This window comes from Paraburkholderia panacisoli (genome assembly GCF_008369935.1).
GTDB classification, from domain to species: domain Bacteria; phylum Pseudomonadota; class Gammaproteobacteria; order Burkholderiales; family Burkholderiaceae; genus Paraburkholderia; species Paraburkholderia panacisoli.
In genome coordinates this window covers 135,882-156,822 of sequence record NZ_VTUZ01000022.1, presented here as the reverse complement: position 1 = coordinate 156,822, position 20,941 = coordinate 135,882, and the positions used below count along the sequence as shown (strand labels likewise).

Annotated in this window: 20 protein-coding genes and 2 pseudogenes; 10 read left to right on the top strand and 12 right to left on the bottom strand. The window is 63.5% G+C overall.

Translation table 11 applies throughout. From position 1 onward, the window contains the following. A pseudogene (locus FVF58_RS29020) lies at positions 1 to 175 on the top strand (IS110 family transposase); the annotation flags it as partial. A gap of 390 nt (positions 176 to 565) precedes the next feature. On the opposite strand, the gene FVF58_RS29015 reads toward FVF58_RS29020, so the two are convergent. Beyond that, positions 566 to 1,186: a potassium channel family protein gene (locus FVF58_RS29015; RefSeq protein ID WP_246217223.1), complete on the bottom strand. Its 621-nt coding sequence runs from the start codon at positions 1,184 to 1,186 to the stop codon at positions 566 to 568. A gap of 1,392 nt (positions 1,187 to 2,578) precedes the next feature. Here FVF58_RS29015 and FVF58_RS29010 point away from each other — a divergent pair. Next, positions 2,579 to 3,637, top strand: coding sequence for an SDR family oxidoreductase (locus tag FVF58_RS29010; RefSeq protein ID WP_188130957.1), 1,059 nt, complete (start codon positions 2,579 to 2,581; stop codon positions 3,635 to 3,637). Between the two features lie 15 nt (positions 3,638 to 3,652). Here the strand turns inward: FVF58_RS29010 and FVF58_RS29005 are convergent, their stop codons facing one another. Then, entirely contained in the window at positions 3,653 to 4,516 is an 864-nt protein-coding gene (locus FVF58_RS29005) for an SDR family NAD(P)-dependent oxidoreductase (RefSeq protein ID WP_188130956.1), read from the bottom strand. 246 nt (positions 4,517 to 4,762) lie between these two features. Here FVF58_RS29005 and FVF58_RS29000 point away from each other — a divergent pair, with 246 nt between their 5' ends. Continuing rightward, positions 4,763 to 5,191, top strand: coding sequence for an ACT domain-containing protein (locus FVF58_RS29000; RefSeq protein ID WP_149673215.1), 429 nt, complete (start codon positions 4,763 to 4,765; stop codon positions 5,189 to 5,191). A gap of 414 nt (positions 5,192 to 5,605) precedes the next feature. Here FVF58_RS29000 and FVF58_RS28995 read toward each other — a convergent pair whose 3' ends face one another. Further along, a complete protein-coding gene (locus FVF58_RS28995) occupies positions 5,606 to 5,935 on the bottom strand; it encodes a hypothetical protein (protein ID WP_149673214.1) in 330 nt (109 codons plus the stop codon). Between the two features lie 352 nt (positions 5,936 to 6,287). Between FVF58_RS28995 and FVF58_RS53105 the strand changes: the two genes are divergently transcribed. Further along, a complete protein-coding gene (locus FVF58_RS53105) occupies positions 6,288 to 7,088 on the top strand; it encodes a tetratricopeptide repeat protein (RefSeq protein WP_246217222.1) in 801 nt (266 codons plus the stop codon). Between the two features lie 29 nt (positions 7,089 to 7,117). Continuing rightward, positions 7,118 to 7,894, top strand: a pseudogene (locus FVF58_RS54470) (sulfotransferase family protein). 102 nt (positions 7,895 to 7,996) lie between these two features. On the opposite strand, the gene FVF58_RS28985 reads toward FVF58_RS54470, so the two are convergent. Further along, the gene (locus FVF58_RS28985) at positions 7,997 to 8,242 is read right to left on the bottom strand and encodes a hypothetical protein (RefSeq protein ID WP_149673213.1); all 246 of its coding nucleotides are present in this window, start codon (positions 8,240 to 8,242) and stop codon (positions 7,997 to 7,999) included. 216 nt (positions 8,243 to 8,458) lie between these two features. Then, positions 8,459 to 8,671 carry a DUF3820 family protein gene (locus FVF58_RS28980; RefSeq protein ID WP_149673212.1) on the bottom strand — a complete coding sequence of 71 codons (213 nt, stop codon included), beginning with the start codon at positions 8,669 to 8,671 and terminating at the stop codon, positions 8,459 to 8,461. Positions 8,672 to 8,807: 136 nt separating this feature from the next. Between FVF58_RS28980 and FVF58_RS28975 the strand changes: the two genes are divergently transcribed. After that, entirely contained in the window at positions 8,808 to 9,860 is a 1,053-nt protein-coding gene (locus FVF58_RS28975) for an NADP(H)-dependent aldo-keto reductase (protein WP_149673211.1), read from the top strand. A gap of 163 nt (positions 9,861 to 10,023) precedes the next feature. Here FVF58_RS28975 and FVF58_RS28970 read toward each other — a convergent pair whose 3' ends face one another. Both FVF58_RS28970 and FVF58_RS28965 read right to left on the bottom strand, forming a co-directional pair. Then, complete coding sequence (locus FVF58_RS28970) at positions 10,024 to 11,307, bottom strand: MFS transporter (protein WP_149673210.1); 1,284 nt, start codon at positions 11,305 to 11,307, stop codon at positions 10,024 to 10,026. Between the two features lie 117 nt (positions 11,308 to 11,424). Then, complete coding sequence (locus FVF58_RS28965) at positions 11,425 to 12,861, bottom strand: M20 family metallopeptidase (RefSeq protein WP_149673209.1); 1,437 nt, start codon at positions 12,859 to 12,861, stop codon at positions 11,425 to 11,427. Positions 12,862 to 13,089: 228 nt separating this feature from the next. Here FVF58_RS28965 and FVF58_RS28960 point away from each other — a divergent pair, with 228 nt between their 5' ends. Next, positions 13,090 to 14,052 carry a LysR family transcriptional regulator gene (locus tag FVF58_RS28960; protein ID WP_149673208.1) on the top strand — a complete coding sequence of 321 codons (963 nt, stop codon included), beginning with the start codon at positions 13,090 to 13,092 and terminating at the stop codon, positions 14,050 to 14,052. Between the two features lie 313 nt (positions 14,053 to 14,365). Next, positions 14,366 to 14,788, top strand: coding sequence for a hypothetical protein (locus FVF58_RS28955; RefSeq protein WP_149673207.1), 423 nt, complete (start codon positions 14,366 to 14,368; stop codon positions 14,786 to 14,788). 143 nt (positions 14,789 to 14,931) lie between these two features. Here FVF58_RS28955 and FVF58_RS28950 read toward each other — a convergent pair whose 3' ends face one another. Next, a complete protein-coding gene (locus FVF58_RS28950; RefSeq protein WP_149673206.1) occupies positions 14,932 to 15,759 on the bottom strand; it encodes an ABC transporter permease in 828 nt (275 codons plus the stop codon). Between the two features lie 93 nt (positions 15,760 to 15,852). Further along, on the bottom strand, positions 15,853 to 16,767 hold the full coding sequence (gene nodI / locus FVF58_RS28945) for a nodulation factor ABC transporter ATP-binding protein NodI (protein WP_149673205.1): 915 nt from the start codon (positions 16,765 to 16,767) through the stop codon (positions 15,853 to 15,855). 278 nt (positions 16,768 to 17,045) lie between these two features. Here nodI and FVF58_RS28940 point away from each other — a divergent pair, with 278 nt between their 5' ends. Then, positions 17,046 to 17,510, top strand: coding sequence for a universal stress protein (locus FVF58_RS28940; protein WP_149673204.1), 465 nt, complete (start codon positions 17,046 to 17,048; stop codon positions 17,508 to 17,510). Positions 17,511 to 17,587: 77 nt separating this feature from the next. On the opposite strand, the gene FVF58_RS28935 is transcribed toward FVF58_RS28940, so the two are convergent. From FVF58_RS28935 to lexA, 3 genes are all read right to left on the bottom strand, one after another. Then, positions 17,588 to 18,217, bottom strand: a complete 630-nt coding sequence (locus FVF58_RS28935; protein WP_149673203.1) for a DUF2939 domain-containing protein — start codon at positions 18,215 to 18,217, stop codon at positions 17,588 to 17,590. Positions 18,218 to 18,381: 164 nt separating this feature from the next. Continuing rightward, positions 18,382 to 18,726, bottom strand: a complete 345-nt coding sequence (locus tag FVF58_RS28930; RefSeq protein ID WP_149673202.1) for a hypothetical protein — start codon at positions 18,724 to 18,726, stop codon at positions 18,382 to 18,384. Positions 18,727 to 18,842: 116 nt separating this feature from the next. After that, positions 18,843 to 19,493 (bottom strand): transcriptional repressor LexA, encoded by a 651-nt coding sequence (lexA, locus tag FVF58_RS28925; RefSeq protein WP_149673201.1) that lies wholly within the window; start codon positions 19,491 to 19,493, stop codon positions 18,843 to 18,845. Between the two features lie 313 nt (positions 19,494 to 19,806). Here lexA and FVF58_RS28920 point away from each other — a divergent pair, with 313 nt between their 5' ends. Next, positions 19,807 to 20,847, top strand: a complete 1,041-nt coding sequence (locus tag FVF58_RS28920) for a sulfate ABC transporter substrate-binding protein (RefSeq protein WP_149673200.1) — start codon at positions 19,807 to 19,809, stop codon at positions 20,845 to 20,847. The last annotated feature ends 94 nt before the right edge of the window (positions 20,848 to 20,941 follow it).

Here is a 20,941-nt window from a genome sequence, read left to right as displayed (position 1 = left end):
ACAGCGAGCAAAGGGCAGTTCGTATCAGGCCGCCGTCAGGGCATTGGCGTTCAAGTGGATACGGATCCTCTACCGCTGCTGGCAGACCGGAACGCGATACGACGAGAGCATCTATCTCAACGCTCTGAGGAAGCGCGGTTCGCCACTCCTCAGGAACCTCGGGCTTCCAGGGTAACCCGATTCCAATCGGCGCGGTTACGCAGTTGGATTCCTGGTCTGTGGCGTTCCTCCGTTTGACGCTCGCGAGTTGTCCACCGCTGGCCGGCGGGTCTCCTGTTATGACCATGACGCTGGCCGGCGGTGGGCAACTCGCCAGGCGGGGCGCATGGGCGTCTTCTTCGACATGGGAAGGCCTGCCCGATCCTTACGAACCGGAGTCTTGGAAACCAACTCTTCCCACTGAAAAACCTTGACTGACGACCTCAGGGCGTGAAACGGTCGGTCGTCACCAAGCGCTTGCGACGGCCGCTTGCGAGGTACGACCGCCCCTCAATCAGCCTCGTTGGCCGTCGAGTCCACGCATATCGCCAGCGGTCACACAGACACGACAAAGCTTCCTGACTTCCTAGGATTTGTCGTCGGTATAGCTCTCTCGCGGAGGGTAAACGCCGGCGAGGCGGGCGATCAGGATCGCGACGAACAAGCTGCCGGTGATCTGTTCCATCATGCACATGCCGCGTGCCGGGCGCGTGAGCGGCGTGATGTTGCCGAAGCCTGTGCTCGTGAGGACGGTTAGGCTGAAGTAAAGCGCGTCGGCATAAACGAGCCGGCCCGGCTGCCCGACGATCATGTACGACTGCGGATAGAAGAATCCGATGATTGCATAGATGTACGCCCACAGGTCACCGATCAACAGATACGCCGCCGCGGCGCCAAACAGCTTGTCCGCCGTCATGATCCTGGGCTGGAAAACGTAGCGGAGAAGATACGTAACAGTGATGAAGTAGAGTGAGGCGCTGAACATCCAGGATATAGCAAGGCTCGTCTCGTCGTCGTGCCACAGGCCGAGGTACTGGAACCACATGGCCGGAATGGCAAGTAACAGCACGATCACGAACGGCAGGGTCGTACGGCCGACTGCTGCCACGGTCGCAATTACGAGGAACATATTTACGACGTTCAGGATGAGGCGGCCGCTGTCGCTCGGGGGGACAAACGACACCGCGCCGATGAGCGTGATCAGCACGACAAACAGCCAGAAACAGCGCTGGTAGAAAATGCGAGACAGCGCTTCGCGCGTCGTACGGAGGGCCACGGTGATCTCTCCCCTGGTTCGGGTATGTCGCGGCCAGAGCCGCCGGGCCGCGTGTGACGGGAGTATAAAGCGGTAACACACCCTGCCGCTCCCACCCACGCTGGCAGAAGTCAACCCACTGCCGCCGGTCGAGTCGTCAGAAGTTCAATGGCAGGTATCAAGCGTTGGGCCGTCACGAGGTGCGGCGTGCCGAAACGCCGTCCGTTCGCGATCAGCTTTCGAGCAAGAGCAAAGCTACGCGCTCTTGCGCTACGTTTCTGGCGTCCTGGTCGCTTTGTGCGGCGCGCTACGTCGGTGAAGCCGCCAGCATGGCCAGGGTTCACACGCAAGCTTCTCGCGAACCGATGCCGTGACCTATCCTGTGATGAAACAGGTAGGAGTTCCGGCCATGCGAATAAAAAGTCGCCTTCGCGGTTACCTGATCCTGCTGACCATGCTGCTGGCGGGATGCCACGGTGGCGGTGACAACAGTTCAGTCGCTTTCGCTGGACCGATGAGCCGGGCGGCCCATCACATACATTGGCGACATGGCCGAGTTCCAGAACGACGTCGGCGCCTATACGCCGATCATTTACCAATGCGACCTTGCCAGTGATGGCAAGACAGTTCTCGCCGTCAGTGCGACCGCAGGCAGATTGCCGCCCTGACGACGCCCTGATCCAACCAGAGCATTGAATCATCCCGCTCGATCGTTTGTATCCGTTTGTCATCGTTCACTGTTGCGAACGAAAAGCTGATGGAGATCCAGACTAGTTATCGACTTGAGTCGGCGACGCCGCAGTCCGTGTTCCCCGACGACCCGACGGGTGAAGACGGAGCGCGAAGGTCCGTTTTCTGGTCCGGAGTTGACGTTCGAGTGTCCATGCGAAAGCGCGGGTCAATCCCAATGTTCCGACTCTTCACCGAGTTCGGCTATACCTCTGCGATTGGTTCAGCGGAGAACCCAGCGAAAAAAACCCGCGCAAATGGCGCGCTAAATCCACGTCTTGGAGACATGGAGAAGAGGTCATTACACCCTATGTCGTGACCCAGCATTACCTTTGTTTGAACGGTTGCTTCTTCGCGATGGTCGAATCAGCAACTCCCACCTATTTGACCTTCGCAGCCGCGGCAAAGGGGCTTCGCAGGCTGACATGTGGTCTGTGACATGTGAGCGCGGGTTTGACGGGTTATGCTGCTGCTTCGATGTTTCTTGGCTGGTGCACACCTTGTCGCGACACGAGAAATCGAAGGCAACGCGCGCTCGCGGCAAGCGAACGACCCGGCCACCCTTTATCGATTCTCACTCGAACGCAGTCAACCTCAACCGGCGAGAACAGTCGAATGTCACAAGAACCCGAAGCCTCGATCGATCCCGCCCGCGCCGCCACTTCAGCGAGGGACCGCAGAGGAACCGTTGTGGCAATTACAGGCGGCTCATCCGGGATCGGGCGCTGCACTGCGGGCCTCTTCGCTCGGCACGGATGGCGCGTCGGTTTGATCGCCCGCGGGGAAGTGGGGCTGCAGGCCGCATGCAAGGATGTGGAGGGTCACGGCGCCCTTGTCGCGATGGCGCAGGCAGACGTCACGGATCCGGTCGCACTGGAAGCGGCTGCGACCGCTATCGAAGAAGCCCTGGGTGCAATCGACGTCTGGGTGAATTGCGCCGGCAACGGCACCTATGGACGGTTTCTCGATACCCCTGCCGAGGAATTCCGGCGCGTAACCGATGTCACCTATCTCGGTACGGCGAACGGGACGAGGGTCGCGTTGAAACGCATGTTGCCGCGCGATCACGGCAGGATCGTCAACGTCTGCTCGGCAGTCGCCTTTCATGGCATGCCGCTGCTGTCTTCGTACTCGGGTGCCAAGCACGCGATTCGCGGCTTCGACCAGTCCATCCAGGCCGAACTGTCGCAGGAAGGAAGCAAGGTATTCCTCACCACCGTCTTCCCGCCTGCCGTCAACACGCCATTCTTCGATCACGCCGTGTCTCACATGGGACGCATGGGACGGCCGATGTCCCCCGTCTATCAACCCGAGATTATTGCGGAGGCGATCCATCTTGCTGCGATCACCCGTCGCCGCGAGATGTCGGTGACGTTCACCACGGTGCTGTTTTCCATCTGTTCACGGCTCATGCCGGGCCTGGTCAGCCGCGCAATCCGCAGGCTGGGTTATTCGGGCCAGTTGGCCGGCCACGCGGAGTCGCAGGCGCTGCACCGCCCGACATTGTTCGCTGCCTCCGACCAGGCCTCCCCGGTCAGGGGCGCGTTCGACGCGCAGGCACGCGCGACGAGCGCACACGTTAGCGTCTTGTGCATGCTTGCCAAGCTGACCGGCAAGGCGCGGCGCAAGCCGAAGGGCGTCTCCGTGCGGACGGCGGAAGACAGCTCGATCTAACAACGACGGTTGTCATTACTCCAGGCCGCCTTCGAGACCCTGTAGGGCAAGCTTGCGCGTCGCTGCGTCCACCTTACCGACGAGAACCGGATCGAGCGCACGCCGGTTCGGGCGCACCGCCGCGCGATCCTTCACATAGGCACCCGTGATGTTGGCCCACTTGGGCGCGAGAGCGGCGTCCAGGGGCGCGTCGGCGCCCTGCTCTTCGGTGCGCATGAACGGCGCCATGAGCCGCCATGCGATGCCAATCAGCCCGCTCTCCCGGATCAGGTCCGTGGCGACCGCGCCGGGATGTACGACATGAGCGACCACCCCAGAGCCTCGCAGGCGTTGCGCCAGCGCGAAAGTGGACATCATGATCGCGAGCTTCGACTGGCTATAGGCGCGCACCATGCCCCAGCCCCGCACGAGCTCGAGGTCATCGGGGTCGATGCTTGCGCGGTCCGAGGTCGAGGAGCCCACGTTGATCACACGTGACGGCGCTCCTGCGCGCAACGCGGCTTCGAGTTCATGGGTAAGGACATAGGGTGCAAGATGATTCACTGCCAGCACGCGCTCGTGGCCTTCGGCCGTGACCTGCCGACGCGCGGTGAAGATGCCCGCATTGTTGACGAGCAGCGCTACGCGTGGATGTCTTGCCGCTATCTCCTGGCCTGCGCGCTGCGTCGCAGCCAGCGAACTCAGATCGGCCAGCTCCACTTCGATACTGGAACCCGGCACGCGCTGCCCAATCCACGCGGCGGCGGCGTCCCCTCGCGCGGCGTCGCGGGCGATCATGACCACGTGATGCCCGGCACGGGCGAGCCCCAGCGCGATCCAGCGACCGATGCCGCCGGTGGCGCCGGTGACGACGGCGACTTGTTGCTCGCTTTCATTCATGTGGACTTGACCTTGCGGAACTGAGTGAATGGGGCTGGCACGGTCCTCTCTCTTTGTCGTCGTTGCGGAGGGGATCATAGCGCGAGACGATCGGGGGACAGGTTGGGCAGTTTCACGTCAAGCTCCCGCAGCTGATCGCCAATTTCCGTCGTTCGACGCTACGCACAAATTGGTCGACAATCCGCTGATGGCCCACGAACCGGGGGCGTTTTAAATGACGCAGAACGACGCTGCACAGGAGGTAACATGAGCCCAGTCTCGGATCTCGCCGTCTTGTTAAAAACCTTGGAGCCAGTGCTTAACCCGGGCGTGTTTGTGTTTGCCTCGGTCGAGGACGGTAACGCAATTGACCCTGCCGTCATCGTTGCGTCAATCCGCGAGCCCGAGGGCTTGTCTGTGGTGACGAGTGAGGCGGATGCGCGGATCAGCGGTTTGAATACCTTGTTCAAGTGCGCGTGGATTACCTTGACCGTGAATTCAGCATTGGAGGCAGTGGGCCTGACCGCAGCATTCGCTACTGCATTGGGTAATTCCGACATCAGCTGCAACGTGGTGGCGGGCGCTTACCACGATCATATTTTTGTCCCCCTGGAATTAGCAGACGCGGCGATGCATGTACTCCATCTGTTGCAGACGGATGGAGTCACCGGGCAACCACCGGCGAATATTGTTTAGTTTTTTCGGATCTAACGTTAAGAGGGGCCAAGTCAGACGCAAACCGGGCCAAGAAGGGTCATTCCTCTCTGCAGCTGCGTGCCGCCGAGTTCGGAAACCTTCATGTCACCCCGTCACTGTTTGCGCTGCGCCCCGTGCTACGTTGGTGCTACACGGTCAAAGTGCTACATACGCTCTCGCACGTCCTGCCGCTTCCTGCACCTTTTTAGTTGCTCCCATCCATCGGCGCCACGGAGACGCGGCGCGGGCTGGGAGTTTGAGGTGAAGACATGGGACGGCCAGACGGCTTGAATCAAAACATCGATCTTACCGCAAGGTGGGAAAGCGCTTGATCGGGCTGAAGAGGTCAGGTCGGCGAGGCCTACCCATGCTACTTCGCACCAACTGCGCTCGAGCCATCAAGCGTCGACCGCATCAATGCCCATGTCCACCATGTCCGCCGCCGCCGCTGCTCCACGTGCCGCCGTGCGATCCGCCAAAACCGCCGCCGTGCCAGCCACCGCCGCCATGCCCATGCCAATGGCCGCCGTGACCTCCGTGGTAGTAATAGCAGCAGGGACCACCGCCCCAGCCGCCCCAGATGCCGACCGTCCCGTAAGCCGGCACATAGGGCGGCCCGTACGCGTAGCCATAACCAGGGTAGTAGGGCTGCGCGTACGCATAGTCGTAGCCCGGCGCGACCGCGCATCCGGTGAGACTTGCCGCGAGGGTTATCAAAGCGATTGATGCAACGAGCCTGCTCACGATTTTCTCCTTCATATAAGCATCAGAAAAATCGCGTGCGAACGAGTTCAACAGCATTTGTGTCTGCGCATTACCGCATGTCGCGTGCCTGTACGCGTCGTCGATTTCGGCGGGGCGACCGAAACCCATCGCCACCAGCCACTGCGCGACACTTCCCCCCGTCTTACCGGTGTGCGTTGCCGTAACAGTTGGTTAACTATTAGACAACGAACTGTAGGGGGCGCTTGCTATTTTTCGTTCGGACAATTGCCTTTGAAGCCGCACTCATGCTTGCGCTGCCGCACGACGAAAAAGAACGCCAGTCCCGCTGCCAGGGTCGCGCGACGCGAGGTCTGCCCGCATCCAGCCGTCAATGAAGCACGCTCCCCAGCCGGCTAGCGCATCGGCATGGCGCGCACAGGGCGATGCGAGCATCGTGCGCGGCGACATCCCAGCCGCGCTGCAATGTTTCGAAGCCGCTCGCGCGCTCGCTCCCGATGACGCCGTCAATTACGAACGCCTCGCCGCGACGCTTGCCGCGTTGAAGCGTTTTCCCGAAGCCGCCGGCCGTTATCGTGAGGCGATCGAGCGCGATCCGTGCAATGCCGATTCGCATTACGGACTCGGCTGGACGCTCGAGCAGATGCAGCAACTCGAACCGGCGGTGGCAGCCTATCGCGAAGCGGTGCGCCGCAAGCCGGGCGCCGACGGTTCGCACAACAACATGGGCAACTGCCTGCAAGCACTCGGCCGTTTCGACGAAGCGCATGCAGCGTATCGCCTCGCGATCGACGGTGCGCCGCGCGTGCCGCTGTATTACCGCAACTTCGTGCAGACCACGCGCCTTGCAGCCGATGACCCGGTGTTCGCGTCGCTGGAGCGGCTCGTCGGTGACGCCGTGTCGCTGGACGAGGCCGATCAGGCACAACTTCACTTCGCGTATGGTGAAGCGCTGTCCGGAATGGGCCGCCATGATGCTTCGTTCGATCATCTTCTGAAGGGCAACGCGTTGCAGCGAGCCGGCCTGCGGTATAACGAAGCCGAATCGCTCGGCCTGTTCGCGCATTTGCCGCCGCTGCTGACTTCAGATGCGCTCGCGTCGGCGCATGGCTTGGGCGATGAGTCGGCGGCACCGATTTTTATCGTCGGCATGCCGCGCTCCGGTCGACGTTGATCGAACAGGTTCTCGCGAGCCACCCTCAGGTGTTCGGCGCGGGCGAGCGCACGGAATTCGGCGAGGCGCTGCTGAAGTGCATCCGGCGCGATCCCGGCGATCCGTTGAGGATCAGTCTCGAAGCGTTGCACGAGGCCGGCGCGGCGCAATGGCGCACGCTCGGGGCCGACTACCTGCAACGAATGCGCCGCGCGCTGCCGGAAATCGAGGGCGATGCGAGAGAGTTGGCACAGCCCGAAGCGCGCCACGACGTGCAACGCAATGCGCGACTCGAAGCACCGCACGAAGCACCGCGTCATACCCATTTCACCGACAAATATCCGTTCAACTTCATCAACGTCGGGCTGATTCATCTGGCGCTGCCGAACGCGCGCATCATCCATAGCCGCCGGTCGCCGTTGCAAACCTGCCTGTCGATCTTTTCGCGGATTTTTCACGACGTGCCGTTCGGCTACGACCTCGGTGAACTCGGTCGCTACTATCGCGCCTACGATGCGCTGATGGCGCACTAGCGAAGCGTGCTGCCCGAGGGCGTGATGACCGAGGTCGACTACGAGGAACTGGTCGGCGATCTGCAAGGCAACGTGCGCCGGATGCTCGCGCACTGCGGACTCGACTGGGATGAACGCTGTCTCGCGTTTCATCAGACGGCGCGTCAGGTGATCACGGCCAGCTCGGCGCAGGTGCGCCGTCCGCTGTACAGGACCTCGCTGCAGCGCTGGCAGCCACGGCAGACATTGCTCGCGCCGCTGCTCGATGCGCTGGGGCCGCAGTTGGCGTCGGCCGGGGCTCGAACGAGCACGTGACTGGTGCGGTGACGCAGCGTGCGGAGCCGGGCGTGGAAGGCGAATCGTGACGGGCGCGTGTGTGGTCTGGCGTCGCGGCGGAAACGGCGCGTTTGTCCCGCGCTAATGCAGCGCGGCAGCCGAATGATGCAGCGCGGGGTACACGCCGATGAGGAACGCCGCATAGATCGCGGCCATCGTTACGCCAGCTGCCGTGCCCCAGATGTCGCGCGCCGCGGCGCCCTGGCGAAAATGCAGGGGCAGCCCGACGATCACATAGCCGATCAGAAAAAAGACGATCACCGCGCGCACGGGTGAGAGATCGTGACCGAGAAAGTCCAGCAACGCGGACAGGCTGAATTCAGACATGGACAGGCAGGGCAGGCAAGGTCATGTGTAAAGGTGCGTGCGGTTTTCGATCATTCGTGATTGCGCGACGACCTACGCCGATTAAAGTCCACGGGACCGCGCGGTGCAAGAAAAATCCTGTATAAATTTGTACGGGCTTACATGGCTTGCACGATGCCTGCGTTGCAACTTTCGTCTTGCTTGCCCATGCTTCAGCCGGCTTTCATCGCAAACGCGTCAGCGCTTGCGCAAAGGCGCGAGCAGCGGCTTCAAGCCGTTGTGATCGATCTCGTGCATCAACGCGAGCAGGCGGCCGATCTCGCCCGGCGGAAAGCCTTGGCTGGCGAACCAGTTTAGGTAGTGGCCCGGCAGGTCCGCAATCACGCGGCCTTTATATTTCCCGTAGGGCATGACGCGCGTGACCAGCAGTTCGAGGTGTTCGGGATTCATCGCAGAAGTGGGTGCCAGGCTCATTGAGCGGGGGACAGCGGGCCGCCCGCCGCACTGGCATTCTAGCCTTGCTGCAGGCATCGCGCCGGCGTGGTAACTTCTGCGCTTTCCGATCACATTCGACAGGACAAACTAGATGGAATACCGCAGACTCGGCGACTCCGACGTGCAGGTTAGCCTGATTGGTCTGGGCACCATGACGTGGGGCGAGCAGAACACCGAACAGCAAGCGCACGCGCAGATCGACTACGCGCTCGATCATGGCGTCAATCTGATCGATACCGCAGAAATGTACCCGGTGCCGCCGCGCGCCGAAACGCAGGGTTCGACCGAGCGCTACATCGGCACGTGGCTCGCGCAGCATCGCAGCGCGCGAGAGAAAATCGTGCTCGCCACCAAGATCGCCGGACCGGCGCGTCAGCCTCACAACCCGCGCCATATTCGCGGCGCGGGCAACCAGTTCGATCGCCAGAATCTGACCGAGGCGCTCAACGACAGCCTCAAGCGCCTGCAAACGGATTACGTCGATCTGTATCAGCTGCACTGGCCGGATCGCAGCACGATGACGTTCGGCCGCCCCGCGTATCCGTGGGTCGACGACGCGTACACGGTGCCGATCGAAGAAACCCTGTCGGTGCTGGCCGAATTCGTGAAGGCGGGCAAGGTCCGCCATATCGGCGTGTCGAACGAAACGCCCTGGGGTGTCGCGCAATTCCTGCGCGCCGCCGAGAAGCTCGGCTTGCCGCGCATCGTGAGCATCCAGAATCCGTACAGCCTGCTGAACCGCACCTATGAAGTGGGCCTGTCCGAGTACGCGCATCGCGACAACATCGGCTTGCTTGCTTATTCGCCGCTCGCGTTCGGCTGGCTGTCGGGCAAGTACGAAGGCGGCGCGCGTCCGGCCGGCGCCCGCATCACGCTGTTCGAACGCTTCCAGCGCTACAGCAAGCCGCAAGCGGTGAAGGCGACCACGCGTTATGTGGAACTGGCGAAACGCCATGGCTTGTCGCCCGCGCAATTTGCGCTCGCGTTCGTCAATAGCCGGCCGTTCTTGACCAGCAATCTGATCGGCGCGACCTCGCTCGATCAGTTGAAGGAAAACATCGCCAGTGCCGAAGTGAAGCTGTCACCGGAAGTACTCGCGGAGATCGACGCGCTGCATGAATTGCAGCCGAACCCGGCGCCTTGACGCGGCGCCTGCGCGGCGGCTTTCGAGAGCCCGGTTCGGCGCAATGCCGGGTCAGGCTCGAGCCGCGCTCCAGAGTTTCCCCGGCTCGGCTGCCGGGGCGCCCACAATCCGCTCTGCTGCACTTCCTTAGTGTTTCACCAGGGTTGCGCAACCGCACGCATCCTCAGCGGATCTTCAACTTCGCTCGTACCGCGTAGAGCGCAAGCAGGCTCGCCCCCGCGCAGAACATCAGATAAAAGCCCGGTGCGAGCCGGTTGCCGCTTGCGTCGATCAGCCACGTAATCACGAACGGCGCGAAGCCGCCGAACACCGTCACGCCGATGTTGTAGCTGACCGCAAGACCGGTCGCGCGCGTTTGCGTCGGGAATATCTCGGACATCAGCGCGGGCAGCGCGCCGAAATACGTCGCCTTCAACACGCCGATCCAGATCAGCGCGAGCAGCATCGTCGCGAACGACGGATGCGCGTTCATGTACATGAACGCCGGATACACCGTCAGCAACATCAGCGCGGCGGCCGCGGCCATGATGCGGATGCGTCCGAAACTGTCGGACAGGTGGCCCGCGAACGGCGTGAGCACCGTCAGCACGACACCGGTCGCGAGCGTGGCCGCAAAACCGGTCGACGCGGGCAGATGCAGTTGTTTGATCGCGTAGGTCGGCATGTACAGGATCATGTAGTTGGCCGCCGTCGAAATGATCAGCGAGCCGACCGCGAGCAGCATGCGGACCTTCTGCGTGCCGAACAGATCGCGCAGCGGCGTGCGGGCTTTCGGTTGTGTGTCGAATTCGGCGCCTTCGTCGACGTAGCGGCGAATATAGAAACCGACCGGGCCGATCGCGAGGCCGAACAGAAACGGCACCCGCCAGCCCCATGATTCGAGTTGCGCGGCCGTGAGCTGGCTCGTCAGCAACGCGCCGAAGCCGGAGGCGAGGAGCGTCGCGAGGCCCTGGCTCGCGAACTGCCAACTGCCCATGAAGCCGCGCCGCTCGGGCGCATGCTCGACCAGAAACGCGGTCGACGCGCCGAACTCCCCGCCTGCCGAAAACCCCTGCACGAGCCGCGACAGCATGATGCCCGCGGGCGCCCACAGGCCGATCGCCGCATACGGCGGCATCACCGCGATCGTCAGGGTGCCGATCATCATCAGCCCGATCGACAGCAGCAGCGACGCCTTGCGCCCGGCGCGGTCCGCGAGGGAACCCAGCACGAGTCCGCCGAGCGGACGGATCAGGTACGAGATGCCGAAGGTGCCGAGCGTGAGCATCAGCGAAATCGCTTCGGTGCGTGCGGGAAAGAACAGCTTCGCGATCGTCACCGCGAAGAAGCCGTAGACGACGAGGTCGAACCATTCGAGCGCGTTGCCGATCGACGCCGCGAGAATGATGCGGTGGACCTTCGTGGCGGACGGCCGCGCTGAGCTGGCGGACAGGGTGGAGGTGATCATCGTGGACGGGTCTCGTAACGGATGCGGATAGCGGCATGCCGTGTGCACCGCGCGCGATCGATCGGGCGCGGCTGGGGTTTCGTTCAGGCGTGGTTCAGGCGTCGTTCGGCTCGCGGCTCACGCCGTGGGTGCCGTGTTCGCCGTACCTCGCGCATGCGTCGCGTCTGCCGTTGCACGCGGCGAGTTCTCGCCGAGGTCCCAGAACAGCCCGGCCATCATTTGCAGTCCCTCGCGCACGACCGGCCCGAGCAGGTGCTCGTTCGGCGCGTGCTGCGCGCAGGCCGGGTACGAGTGCGGCACCCAGATGGTCGGCAGGCCGAGCGTGTCGGAGAACACTTCGTTCGGCAGCGTGCCGCCCAGGTTCGGCAGCACCGCGGTTTTCTTGCCGGTAGTCTGTTCGAGCGACGCGACGGCCCATTTGACCCACGGATCGTCCGGGTTCAGACGTGTGGCCGGTGCGCCGCGCTCGACGGCGATCTCCACCAGCGAGAAGCCATGCGCATCCAGATGCGTGCGCAGATGCCCTTCGAGATGCGTCCAATCGGTGCCGATCACGAAACGCAACTGGCAATGCGCGTACGCCGACGGCGGAATCGCGTTGACCGGGTTCTCCGGATTGCCGGCCTTGAAGGCCAGCACTTCGAAGCTGTTCCAGCCGAACACCCGCTCGGGCGCCGTGAGACCGGGCTCCCCCCAGTTGTCGTCGATCTCCGGGTCGCCGGGGCCGCCGCCTACCGTGAGGTCGGCGAGCGCGCGGCGCACGGCGTCAGGCAGCGGCGGCGGACGCAAGCCGTCGACGGCAATCACGCCGCGCGCATCGACGAGGCTCGCCAGCGCGTTCGCCAGCACCGTGGCCGGGTTGCGCAGCAGGCCGCCCCAGTTGCCGGAGTGATGCGCGCCGTCGCGCAGATTCAGCGACAGCTTGAAGTTCACCGCGCCGCGCGAGCCGAGGAACACGGTAGGCCGCCGCGCGGCGACACGCGGGCCGTCGGAGGCGATCAGCACGTCGGCCGCCAGTTCGTCGCGGTGCGCGCGGCAGATCGCGTCGAGTCCCGGCGAGCCGGTCTCTTCCCCCATCTCGATCAGCAGTTTCGCGTTGAAGCCGAGCCGGCCGCCGCGCGCGGCGAGCACGCTCGCCAGCGCGGCCAGGTTGATGGTGTGCTGGCCCTTGTTGTCGGCGGTGCCGCGACCGAACCAGCGCTCGCCTTCGACCGTCACGGCCCACGGCGTCAGCGGCGCGCGCCACTGGCTGTCGTAGCCGCGCACGACGTCGCCGTGGCCGTAGATCAGCACGGTCGGAAGATGGTCGCCCTCATGGCGGCTCGCGATCAGGAACGGCCCGAAGCTGCCCACCGGGTTGTCGACGATGCGCGTGCTGAAACCGAGGCGCGCGGCTTCGGGCGCGATCTCGTCGGTCAGATACGACAGCAGCATGGCGGCGCGATCGGCTTCCTGACTTTCAGTGCGAAAGCCGACACGGCGATTGAGGTCCTCAAGGAAGGCGCCTGATTCGAAATGCTGGGTCGCGTGCTCGATCGCCTGGGTGCGGCTCATGGGGTGTCTCCATTGCGGGGTGCGGATGCGGGGGCGGCGGCGCGTGGCCGGATGCCCGGTCGGCATCGGCATCTGGCCTATCGTGTCGAACCGATTCTAGGAGGCCGTTTTTTTTGTCACAATGATCGTGTTTCGAATCTTGCGTTGCCGAAAAGGCAAAGCTCAACGCGCGCAGGCGCGCTTACGGATTTCACCGTGCGCTCGCGCCTCGCTGCATAAGGCGTCCCCATGGCACTTTCGCTGCACGGCATTGCATTGCGCTACTTCGTCGAAGTCGCGCGCACTGGCTCGCTTAGCGACGCGTCGCAACGGCTGCATGTGGCCGTGTCGGCCATCAGCCGCCAGGTTGCGCGGCTCGAAAGCGAACTCGGCGCGGCGCTGTTCGAGAGGCGCCCGCGCGGCATGGCGCTGTCCGAAGCCGGCGAGCGGCTGCTGGCCTACGCGCAGCGCAGCCTGCTCGAAGCCGAGCATGTGATGAAGGAGATCGGCGGTATCGAGACCTTGCACGGCAGCATGATCAAGGTGGTCAGCTCGGAGGGGTTCGCCGCGGACTTCCTGCCCGCCGCGATGGCGAGCTTTCGCGGGCAGTATCCCGGGGTCGACTTCACGCTGTCCGTGGTGTCGCCGGGTGAAGCGACGCGCCGCGTGCGTGACGGCGACGCCGATCTCGCGTTGACCTTCAGCCTCGCGCCGGAGAAGGGCGTCAAGGTCGAGCACACCGAACGCGCGCCGGTGCTGGCGCTGCTGCGCGCCGATCATCCGCTGGCCGCGCGTGCGAAGGTGTCGCTCGCGGATGTGCGGCACTATCCGCTGGTGCTGCCCGAGCCGGGCACGACGATCCGCCAGCTCATCGACATAACGTGCGCGCTCGAAGGCATCCTGCTCGAACCCGAACTCACGTGCAACAACAGCGGCGCGATGTATCGCTATGCGCAGAAGTCCGGCGCGATCATGTTCACGGGCCTGCTGTCCGTGCGCGACCGCTATGCCGGCGACGGCTTCGTCGTGATGCCGCTCACGCATCCGCAGATGCGCCAGCGCAGCATTCAGGTGCAGACCATGGCGGGGCGTGAACTGCCGCCTTCAGTGCGGGCGTTCCGCGATCATCTGATCGTCGAGATCGGCGGCGCGAAGCTGGGCGATGCAGGTGGATCGAAGGCGGCGCGTAAGCGGAGCGCGCCAGTGCGCTAGCGTCGCGCAAGCAGCGTTCGATATTGCAAATGCCCATGTATGTATCCGGCGCAGTGCATGACGTTGATACCGTTCGTAACCAATCGAGGGGCAAATGTCCCTGCCGGAACCCGATTCACGACCTAAACTGAGGTGGACGAGGAGACCGGGAAGAATAGCGATGCGAGCCCCATGCCCGCGCATGCCAAAGCTCTGCGCGGCTGGCGATGCTGCAACGCACACCAGTGGTACGATTCAGCCCGAAAAATGGAGCGCGGTGCGCAGTCGACGCCGCGTGCCGTGCACAACAGAGCGATAGGACCAAGGACATCGAATGGCCCAACAAAAAACCAACCCAAAACTCGAGCAGGCGCTGACGCGCGGGGATCTGGCAATCCGTCAGGCGAACTCGGCGCGAGCGACAGCGTTACTGCGCGCGCTGGCCAAGATGATCGTCGAGGCGTCGGCGACCATCGGCGTGGAAGCGTTCACGCTGATTCCCGATGGCGACAAGATTTACGATCCGGCCGACGGACTGTGGCCGCAGGAATTGCAGATCTCGCTCGACGGTCCCGTCGAGGAAGCCGATCCGGACGAAGTGCGCACGGTGCGCCTGATCGCCGACGATCCGGGCACGGTGTTCCGTGTTGAATGGCAGCGCGCCGATGGGAAGATCGGGCGTCAGGATGGCGGGCCGTTCGCGACGGTGGCGTTTATCTCCGACGTCGACATTCCGTGGACGGACGACGAGGACTGAAGCGGGTTGGTTGAGTACGGGCGCGAGGTGTGGAGTGCCGGGCGCCCGGCTTGACACCACTGCAACCGCGGCGGTCACAGAAGTTGCAGCGGGTTCGCCGGGCGCCCGCTGTCAGCCGCCCGGGGCTCTTCAAAGCCCGCGGCTTATTTCATCATCCGGCGGCGAAACAGCATTGCCGACACGATGAACCCGCCCACCGCATAAGCCATCAGCACGGCAAGATGCAACACCGCGTGCTCGATGGGCCGCGCCAGCATCGCCGGGCGCATCAGATCGACCGCGTGCGCGAGCGGCAGCACGCCGGTCACGGCCCGCGCGGCAGCGGGCAGTTGTGAAGCGGGAAAGAACACGCCCGAGAGCAACAGCATCGGCGTCAAGACCAGCGTTTGGTAAAACATAAAAAAATCATACGAGGGCGCGAGCGCCGTCACCACCATCGCGATACTCGCGAACGCAAGCCCGGTCAGGATGATGACCGGCAACGCCAGCAACATCGAGGGAAAATTCGCGTAGCCCAACACGCCGGCCACCAGCATGATCGCCGCGCCCGACAGCATCGACTTGCTGCCCGCCCACATCACCTCGCCGAGCACGATGTCGCCGAGCGTGAGCGGGGTGTGCATGATCGCTTCCCACGTGCGCTGTACATGCATGCGCGAAAAGCCCGAATACATCGACTCGAAACTCGCCGACATCATGACGCTCGACGCCACCGTGCCCGCCGCCAGAAACGCGATGTAGGACACGCCGTCGACCTGCCCGACCATCAGCCCGAGGCCGAAACCCAGGCCGAACAGATAGATCATCGGATCGGCGAGATTGCCGAACATCGACGCGAGCGCGAGCTTCTTCCACACCAGATAGTTGCGGCGCCAGACCGCGATCCAGTTCACCGCGTTGGCCGGGAAGGCGCCGAAGGGCGCCTGTTTCGACGGCGCGTCGCCCGGGGCTTCGTAAGTGCGTGCGTCCATTGCGTGTCTCGTGCGGTGGCGTTGCTGTGGCGTGGTGGTTTGGTTGCGGTCTTGTTATAGCTGTCGAGAGCGTGCGCTTATCGATGCGCACCTTCAGTCCTGCATCTCGCGGCCGGTGAGCCGCAGGAACACGTCTTCCAGATTCGCTGGCCGATGCAGATAGCGCAGATCGGCGCGCAGCTTGAGCCGCGCGTGCACTGGCTGGGCGTCGTTCACGTAGCAGAACAACGTCTCGCCGCTGATTTCCGTGCGTTCGACCAGCGGCGCCAGTTCATCGCGCAACGCCAGCGGATCGGGTCCGAAGATCTCGATTACATCGCAGCCGATCTCGGAGGCGATCAGCGCGCTCGGCGCGCCTTCGGCGATCTTGCGTCCTTCCTCGATCACGCACAGCCGGTGACAAAGCCGTTCGGCTTCTTCCATGAAGTGCGTGGTCAGCAGAATGGTCTTGCCGCGTGTGAGCAACGAACGCAGCCGCTCCCAGATCAGATGCCGCGCCTGCGGATCGAGGCCGGTGGTCGGCTCGTCCATGATGAGCACGTCCGGATCGTTGATGAGCGCGCGCGCCAGCGTGAGACGCCGCTTCATGCCGCCCGACAGCTCGCTCACGCGGGAATCCGCCTTGCTTTCGAGGCGCGCGAATTCGAGCAGCGACGGCACCGCCGCGCGGCATTGCGCGGCGCTCATGCCGAAGTAGCGGCCGAACACCAGCAGATTCTCGCGCACCGTGAAATCGGGATCGAGGTTGTCGAACTGCGGCACCACGCCGACCCGCGCGCGTGCCAGGCGCGCGCGGCCGGGGATCGGTTCGCCGCATAGCCGGATCGCACCGGCGTCCGGCGCCGCGATGCCGAGCAACATGCGCAGCGTGGTGGTTTTGCCCGCGCCGTTCGGGCCGAGCAGGCCGAAACATTCCCCGGCGTTCACATGAAACGACAGTCCATCGACGACCGTCTTTTCGCCGTAGGTCTTTTTGACCTCGTGGAACTCAATGGCGGCTTCAGGCATAAATATCGATCGAGGCTCCGCAAAACGGCGTTGATGACCGGGAAGGCCGCCTATTCTAGGCTATCGCCGGCTAACGTCGAGTGGCGGCGAGTCATTGCGCGAGCTTCTTTTGCACTGCGGCATCGGCGCGCAAAAGCATCCCGATGGACGACCAACCCAGTGTGCACCGGGTTAGGGCATGCCGGTCGTGCACTTAGCGTTTTCCATCCCTTGCCAGTTGAATTGCGGCGCACCATGATTGATTCAGACCGCGCTTTCCGCGCGAAGGGAGAAAAACGATGGCGAGCTACCAGAAAATCCTGCTGTGCTACGACGGCTCGCGCGAAGGCCGCAAAGCCCTGCGTTGCGGTGCCGATCTCGCGTTGGATCTGAAGGCGGAAACGCATCTGCTGTCGGTGGTCGACATGCGCTCCAGCATCGCGCAAAGCGCGGGCCTGCTGACCGATGTGGCCTGCGGCAGTTTCGAAAAGACCGCGCGCGATATCCTGCAGGAAGGGGTGAACTGGCTCACCGAGCGCGGCGTGAATGCGCAAGGGCATTTCGCGTTCGGCCATCCGATCGACGAGATCGCCAATCTCGCCAATGAATTGCATGTCGACCTCGTGGTGGTCGGGCATCGCTGCCGCACCGGCTTGTCGCGCTGGTGGATGGGCGCGGGCAACACGCCTTTGCTCGACCGGGTGTCGTGCAGCATTCTGGTGGCCTGTTCTTCCGCGCAGGAAGAGCAGCAAGCCGCGGCTTGAGGCGGCTTGCCGCTCGCTGACTGTTGCGCGCAAACGGGTAGTGCGTCGATCGAGTGGCTGGCCGTAGGGCCAGCTGATCACTCGTTCAGATTAATTGCGGCGAGCTTCCACGTGAACAGACCTTCGCGTCTGAAAATCGCCGAGTAATGCACGGCGGCCTCGCCGCCACGCCGGTAAGTCACGGCGAACTCGTTGAGGCTGCGATAACCCGCCGAGGTTTGCCGTTGCGCGGGAGCAGCGTTACTGTTATCAGCGGCCGCCGGGGACGCGGGTGTTTCCGCGGCTGCAGGCGGCGCATTGTTCGCGGCAGGGGCTTCGGGTGGGTGCTCGCCTGGGTTGCCGCTCGGGGGCATACCGTTTAGCAAGGCCGCGACGCCGTCCGGCGTCGCATAAGCATCGACCAGCGGACCGATCAGCGTCACGCCGATCATTGCGCCGATGGTGGCGAGTTTGCTGTTGTTATCCGCGTCCAGCCGACGTGTCAGCAAGCCGGCGATCTGCAGCTTCAGGCTGTCACGCAACGCGGGGAAATCCACATACTGATTGACGGTTTGCACGTCGCGCGCATCGGCCGCGCGTTTGAGGTTGTTCAGTGCGATATACGGTGATGCGTAAGCAAACCCCAACACGGCGATCACCGCAATCACGATCAGCGTGATGATCAGCGGCCGGGTGGCGATGCCTTTGCTGCGTGTCGGAACTGTCATTGAACGGGACTCCCCATCAGGTTTGATCTAACGTGGACCGCGGTCACGCAAAAACAATCCCATTCTAGGCAAATATCCGACGGCGGGTCTGAAAAGGGAGAAGCAGCGAACGATTACGCGCGATGCATCATGCCGCCGCTTTCGCGCTCAACACTGACTCGATCTCAAGACTCGAAGACCGCGCCGTGCACATTGGCTTCGTCGGCAATGCATCGATCGATCATGCGGCACACTGCGTCGACCGTGCCGACCATGATCAGCCGCGACGGCCCGTGATAGACCCGCACCGGCGCGCGACGCGCCGGCTCCGCCGTGTTCAACCCCGAGTTCAACGACACACGCGCAAACGCCGGCAACGCGGAGGGCAGGCTCGCTGCCTCGGCGGGCGTGTCGAACAGCGACGCGGTATTCGCGGCAGCCGCTTCGATCAATGAGCAGGGCACCAGATTGCGCAAATGGCGCAGACGACCGAACTGGCGAAAAGGCAGCAGGCGGGCAAGGCGATCCATGAGTCTCTCCAGGCGAGGCAGCGTTGATGCAGCGTGAGTGTGGCCAATAGGTACGAGCGAGGCGCAAGCGAGGTACGAGCAACGCCTATGCGCCGCCCGGGCGCCGCGCGTGCGGCTTAGAACTCGCCGGGGCGAATCAGCCCCACGGCGATGCCTTCCAGCGCGAAATCCGCACTGCCGGTCTCGACGAAGATGTTCTCGTAGTCCGGGTTCTCCGCGATCAGCTCGATGCCGTTGGGCCGGCGCTTCAGGCGCTTGACCGTGACGTCGTCGCCAAGGCGGGCAATGATGATCTGGCCGTCTTTCGCTTCGCTTCTCTTTTGCACCGCGAGCAGGTCGCCGTCGAAGATGCCCGCGTCGCGCATGGACAGTCCGCGCACCTTCAGCAGGTAGTCGGGCTTGCTCGAGAACAGCGCCGGGTCGCACGCGTAGTGCTGTGAGATATGTTCCTGCGCGAGGATCGGGCTGCCGGCGGCAACCCGGCCGATCAGCGGCAGCGACAATTGCATGATGCTGGCGTGGGGCAGCGTGAACTGGTACGGCGCCTCGTCCGGACCAGCCAGCAGGCGGATGCCGCGCGACGCGCCGGCCGCGAGTTCGATCACACCCTTGCGAGCGAGCGCGCGCAGGTGTTCTTCTGCCGAGTTGGCCGAGCTGAAGCCCAGTTCGGCGGCGATCTCCGCGCGGGTGGGCGGAAAACCGGTGCGTTCGATCGCCCGGCGGATCAGATCGAACACCTGCTGCTGTCGTGCGGTGAGTTTTGTCATGGCCACTGTATGAATGAACAGGTGACTGTATTTTTATACAGTATTCGGCGCAATTCAAGCTTTACTTTAAGTTCACCGTTTGAGGTGCCGCTCCAACGTCGTCCAGCGACGTCGAAACGGTCGTTTTCGTGCCGCAACGCCTTATCCAGCTGCCATTACCACTTTTGCGTATTAAAAAATGAAGAAACATTATTTTTAATGATGAAAGCCCTTCGATAGACTGGCCTCCAGTTGGCGCTCATGTGCACGTGACCGCGACGCAAAACGACACCAGACGCTGTTTCAGCGGACCACAACGCGGAGAAGATTGAACATGAACCATCGACAGACGGGGCTGGCGGGCAGGACGAGGCAACTCATCGCGGCGCTGGCGTTCGGCGCGGCCGGCGTGCTCGGCACGATCAGCCTGGCGCATGCGGCCGACAGTACGCTGCTGAACGTTTCCTACGATCCGACGCGCGAGTTGTATCAGGACGTCAACCAGGCGTTCGGCAAGGAATGGAAGGCCAAGACCGGCGAGTCGATCACGTTCAAGCAGTCGCACGGCGGCTCCGGCGCGCAGGCGCGCTCGGTGCTCGACGGTTTGCAGGCGGACGTGGTGACGCTGGCGCTCGCTTACGACATCGACGCGCTCGCCGGCAAGGGCCTGCTCGACAAGGGCTGGCAAAAGCGCCTGCCGGACAACGCGTCGCCGTACACGTCGACGATCGTGTTCCTCGTGCGCAAGGGCAACCCGAAGCACATCAAGGACTGGGACGATCTGATCAAGCCGGGCGTGTCGATCGTCACGCCGAATCCTAAGACCTCGGGCGGCGCGCGCTGGAACTATCTGGCGGCGTGGGCGTATGCCGAACATCAACCGGGCGGCAATGCGCAGAAGGCGAAGGAGTTCGTCGGCAAGTTGTACAAAAACGCTGGGGTGCTGGATTCGGGCGCGCGTGGCGCGACCACCAGCTTCGTGCAGCGCGGTATCGGCGACGTGCTGATCGCATGGGAAAACGAAGCGTTCCTGTCGTTGAAGGAGTTTGGTCCGGAGAAGTTTGAAATCGTCGTGCCGTCGGTGAGCATTCTGGCCGAGCCGCCGGTCGCGGTGGTCGACAAGGTCGTCGACAAGCACGGCACGCGCAAGCTCGCCGAGGCGTATCTGAACTTCCTGTACAGCGAAGAGGGCCAGGAGATCGCCGCGAAGAACTTCTACCGTCCGCGTTCGAACAAGGTGCCGGCCGACCTGACCGCGAAGTTTCCGAAGCTGAAGCTGTACACGGTGGATGATTCGTTCGGCGGCTGGACGAACGCGCAGAAGACCCACTTTGCCGACGGCGGCGTGTTCGATTCGATCTACCAGCCCCAGTAAGTCTGCCGATGCCTGCCTTGTCCGGCATCGGCGTCGACAACGGGGCGCGGCAACGCGCCACTTCCGAGCGCGCCCCTGGGCGCGCTTTTGGCTA